Genomic DNA, 5,013 nt, shown 5'->3' on the forward strand with positions numbered 1-5,013 from the left:
GCCAGGCGCAGGGCAAAATTGCCGCCCAATGAAAATCCAATTACGAAGACTGGCCCTTTCCCGGCCCGCGCCGCCACTTGCCCCACCGCCTCGGCCACCTCCCCCAGCAACGCCCCATGGAACAGACCCTCGTTCAAATGATGGGTATGACCGTGATCGCGGTAATTGAGCCGATAGACGCTGTACCCTGCCTTGAATAGCGTGCGTCCCGTACACACCATATAGGTGGAGTCCGCGCTGCCCTCCCAGCCCGGCAGCAGAATTGCGATACCCTGCTGCAGGTGCTTATCGATAGGTGACCAATACCCTTGCAGGCGGACGCCAGCGGACGTGACCAGGATTTCTTCACGGCTGGCCGCCAGCATGGGGTTCCTGCCCCAGCGCCTGATGCGCGACCGGCACAGGCTGGTCTGAACAACCGGGCTGCGCATCCATATCGGGGCGCGGTAGACAAAACGGTCATCCACCGGCATGGGAAGACCTCCCCAGGAGCGGGACCATGATGAAAGTCACCAGCAGGCCGGGCAACATCGGCTGTAATCCAAGCGGATAGGTCTCCCCAGCGCCCCCCAACATGCGCATAATACCGGGAGTGAGCAGCCAGACGCCCGCGGTCAGCACACCGGCGAGACCGACCTTCAGCGCCGCCCCATCCGACAAGGTTATCCGGGGATAAAATGTCAGCAGAATGGGCAGCAGCAACCCCGGCACCAGCACCATACCCAACGTATACCACAGCTCGACCACCGATGGCAGGCTCAGGGCCAGAATATATCCCACGACGCAGCTGGCCACGATTCCCCACCTGATGCGCTGGCGTTCCGCAGCCGGATTCTCGCCGCCCCGGGGCGCGAAATCACGGCCTAGAGTGGTGGCACTGATGAATACAAAGGAATCAACCGTGCTCATGATGACCGCCAGCAGGGCCGCGAAGAACAGTCCCCGCAGGCCTGCCGGCAGAACCGTGGCACCGAGCAGGGGATAGGCGGCCACCGGACTAGCCAACTGTCCCTCCAGGTGGGGCAGCTGGCCAATGGCGTAAAGTCCGGTGGAGGTCGTCAGCAGGTCAAAGACAAACCAGAAACCGACGCTGATGAGAATACCCCTGGCGGCGGTTTTCCCGGTACGTGCCGCCGCGCAGCGCTGGTAAAACCCCGGATCCACGAAAGTCCAGCTGGCAATGAGAAACCAGACCAGGATCACCTGCCAGCTCAGATGCTCGGCACCCCGCCAATTGCGGTATCCCGAAGGCAGCCCCCGCCACATATCCAACAGCGGCTCGCTCCCAACCAGAAAACCCAGCAAGACCGCGAATCCCACAAACATCAGGGCGAACTGGAACACGTCGGTACGCACCACGGCCTTAAAACCGCCGCGCCATAAATAAATGGTGCTGAATACCGTCCCCAGAAACACGCTCACCCACAACTCAAACCCCAATAGAAAATTGAGCATGACCCCGAGCATGAGCAGATAGGGAGCCGGCGTGGTGAGCAGGAACACCAGGGCGGCGCTGAACCGGGCGCTGTGAGGACCGTAGGCCCGCCGGAACCGATCCGGGATGGTCAGCGCTTCACCACCCCGAATCCGGGCGGCCAGAAAAAGGGCATAGAATATCGCAAAAATATAATAGGGCACGCCGAAGACCACCAGATTCACCACACCATGCAGGTAGGTGAATTCCCCTATGCCCAGGATACCACCATACCACGTGGAAACCAGGGTGGCCACGAAGGGCACCAGCGTCAGGCGGCGCCCTCCCAGCAGATAACTCTCCACCTGGGCCGCCGGTGATAATCGCGATCGAAGACCCAGATATAAAAGGCTGCCCACATACAGCACTATAATGCCTAGATCAAGGGGCTGGAGCTGGACGTTCCCCCAGGCGGATGCCATCGGCTATGCCCCCTCAGCCTTCGGGAGGATAGCTTTGAAAAACCAGCACGGCACCGCCGGAGACTTCAACAGTGAAGACGGTGCCCCGGCTGCGATTGGATGTCCCCTTATGGATCGGAATTAAAGCAGCGTCCTTTAGCTGGTATACTAATCCCGAGGTAGTGATGCGGACGGCGGTAGATTCAGGGAACAGGGACACGTTTTGTCCCGGAAAGGAATCGAAAGTGTGGGCCAGCCGCACCGGCGTGAACTGTCCTGCATCGGTAAGCACAGTCACTTCCAGGCCGAAGTCGTTCCAGAGCATGACTAGATTGCCGAAGCTGTGATCATCCCGCTGGCCGATGGCGCCAATAATGGTGACCTCCCTTGCTCCCGCCTTTGCCGCCCACTTGAGGGCCTTCTCCAGGTCATTCGACTGTTGGGAGGGCAACTCGACCAACCGATCGCGGAAGGCGAACCGGGCATCAGCGCTGATTGAATCCAGGTCACCCACCACCACGTCCGGCTCCGGGAAGCGCCCCAGCAGATGGTTCGCTGCCCCATCACAGCAGATGAGCGTACCCGCCCGGCGCAACGCTTCAAGCGGACGGTGATGGGTGGGAAAATCACCGTCAGCCAGGATGACTACCGGCGGTTCCAGGGGCATGCGGGTTCACTCCCAGGCGGCCTGTAGCCAGCCCGTATAGAGCTTCTCCTGCTGCTCCGTCGGCGGTTCGACCCTCACAATGGACACCATATCGTAAGGGGGCAGCTCGGGCCTGATGGTAAAAGTGCGTAATAGGCCGTCGCGGTTGACCACCAGAGTAGCCTCCATACCCGGACTGCGAGTGGTCAGAATCCGCTCGGCTGTAGCACCCAGAAGGCGATAGTTATCAACGGCTATGAGTTCATCATTCACACTCAGACCGGCACGGGTCGCCGGAGTGTCCCGATCAATCCCGGTGATGAATAGCCGACCGTTTTCATTGCGGGTCCTGAATCCATAATAGGCCCGGGCAGAGTCTTCAGGGCTGCTATAGCCCCGCACCAGCATCAATCCGAACGGCTCCAGGATCGGCTGCCAATCCATTTCCGCTGTGGTGGTCACATACTGGAATACATCGTCCAGCGGGCGACCCGCCACCGAGTCACATACCGACCGGAAGTCCGCATGGCTGTAGCCCCCGTCTGATACCAGACTGTCCTGCCACAAAGTCCGGAAAACATCGTCCAATCCACGCTCACCCTCAGTGGCGGCCCTGATGGTCAGGTCCAGGGCCAGGCCCACCAGCCCGCCTTTGGTATAATACGACACCGTCGTGTTAGAGCTGTTCTCATCGGGCCGGTAAAACTTGATCCAGGTATCGAAAGAGGCTTCCTGGAGGGTCTGCTCAAGCCGGCCGGGTATCGACCCCAGCCTTTGAATATCAGCAGCCAGCATATCCATGAAGTCATCGGCGGTTATCAGGTCGGCGCGCCTCAACAGGAGCCGGTCATAGTAGCACGTGAATCCTTCTGCAACCCATAGCAGTGTGGTATAATTCTCCTGGCTGTAATCAAAGGGCCCCAGAGAATGCGGCCGGATGCGCTTGATGTTGTAGACGTGAAACATCTCGTGCGCCACGTCCTGCAGTAAACGGCGATAGTCCTCTTCCGAGGTGAATGCCCAGCGGGAAGCAATCAGGTGAGCGCAGTTACCGTGTTCGAGGCCACCTCCATCCTCCTCCCGCAGTTGCAGGAAAATCGTATAGTCCTGATAGGGAACGGAACCGAACATGGCGTGCAGTTCCTGGATGAGCTTGCCGGTATCCGTCAGGAGTCGCTCGGCGTCATAGTTCCCCTCGCCGTCAATGGCATAGCGATGGGGTACTCCACCGACAGCGAAATCCAGCACGGTGTGGTTGCCGATCATAATCGGGGAGTCAACCAGCATATCGTAGTTGGCGGCCCTGAATACCGGACTTTTACCCCCAACCCACGGCAAGGCGGATGTGACCTGCTTCCAGTTGCGTGGTTTATTGATCACCACCAGGCTCTCTCGCGATTCCATGCCATCGGGATAGATAAACACACTGGCGCCGTTGAGCATGGCTCCACTATCATCCACATAACTGGTCCGTGGGCTGGGCTCGAAAGCATATACTCGATATCGAAGGTATATGCGCTGATTGCCGTTCAACTCGACTCGCCACGTGTTTTTATTCACCTTGACCACCGGCAACTCCCTGAAGGGGCTCCGGGCCGTGAATTCGATAACATGGCGGGAAAACTCCCGTATCAGGTAGCTGCCCGGGGTCCATACGGCCATCTTGAAATCCTGGTGCTCTTTACCCCGGAGGCCGTCGACCTCCATCTCTACTGTAACGTAGTGCTCGGCGCAGTCCTCAAAACTCACCGTATACGTAATCCGGCCAGAAACCGACGCCGTTATCAACAGCAGCACCAGGATAACGTGCCCTGAATGCCGGGGCCACCTCTCCTGAGACGGACCTTCACCTGCGAACAGATGCGCTTTCATAGCAGACACTGGCTCCAATTCAATGGTAGATCGACAGCTGGAAAAATACTTCGATTGGCCGGTCAAATCCACCCCCAAAGTCCCGGCCCGCGTTCGGCGCGGTATCTGAAGAACGTGACGAGTCGGATTTGTCGTACCACTCGGCCCCCTCAGGCGGGAGGAACCTGATAATCCCTGACGACCTGGCCGTCAGTGAGCCGCCTGATCTGAACGCCCTCCCGGATGACAAATCGCGGCTGGTGACGCTCGAGCTCCCGCTCATAGCACTCATTATCTTGAAACCAGGCCAGAAGCGCGTCAGCCAGCGGCTGCACCATCTCCGCAGGACGCCAATGGAAAACCTGACCCGCGTCACCTTCCAGCAGGTCACCCCAGTGTTCCGCCCACGCCAGCTCCGCCCGGCCGAACCTGCGCGCCAGGCGCTTCAAAGCCAGCAGCTCGGCCTGAACCACGGGCGACAGGGCCAGATAGCTCTTCAAAAAAAATAACGCCGAATGCAAACTCGACGGCACCGTGACAATTCCACTCAGGTGTAGATTCCTGGCCATTCTGGCGATGAGACTTAAGACCATGCTTCCCAGAGCAAGGCCGGGATACTCCTGCTGGGGCAGGGCCGGGTG

5 protein-coding genes are annotated in these 5,013 nt (G+C 59.2%); all 5 read right to left on the bottom strand.

All coding sequences use genetic code 11. The annotated features are described in order from the left end of the window. A partial coding sequence (locus tag ACETWG_03005; protein MFB0515558.1) for an alpha/beta fold hydrolase occupies window positions 1-473 on the bottom strand: 473 nt, incomplete at its 3' end. Beyond that, window positions 460-1,896 (bottom strand): sodium:solute symporter, encoded by a 1,437-nt coding sequence (locus ACETWG_03010; GenBank protein MFB0515559.1) that lies wholly within the window; start codon window positions 1,894-1,896, stop codon window positions 460-462. The genes ACETWG_03010 and ACETWG_03005, both read right to left, overlap by 14 nt. A gap of 13 nt (window positions 1,897-1,909) precedes the next feature. Next, entirely contained in the window at window positions 1,910-2,542 is a 633-nt protein-coding gene (locus ACETWG_03015) for a thiamine diphosphokinase (protein MFB0515560.1), read from the bottom strand. A gap of 6 nt (window positions 2,543-2,548) precedes the next feature. Continuing rightward, complete coding sequence (locus ACETWG_03020; GenBank protein ID MFB0515561.1) at window positions 2,549-4,393, bottom strand: M61 family metallopeptidase; 1,845 nt, start codon at window positions 4,391-4,393, stop codon at window positions 2,549-2,551. A gap of 149 nt (window positions 4,394-4,542) precedes the next feature. Further along, window positions 4,543-5,013, bottom strand: a 471-nt coding sequence (locus ACETWG_03025) for a hypothetical protein (protein ID MFB0515562.1), incomplete at its 5' end; no start/stop codon positions are given.

The organism is Candidatus Neomarinimicrobiota bacterium (assembly GCA_041862535.1).
Taxonomy (GTDB): Bacteria; Fidelibacterota; Marinisomatia; order SCGC-AAA003-L08; family TS1B11.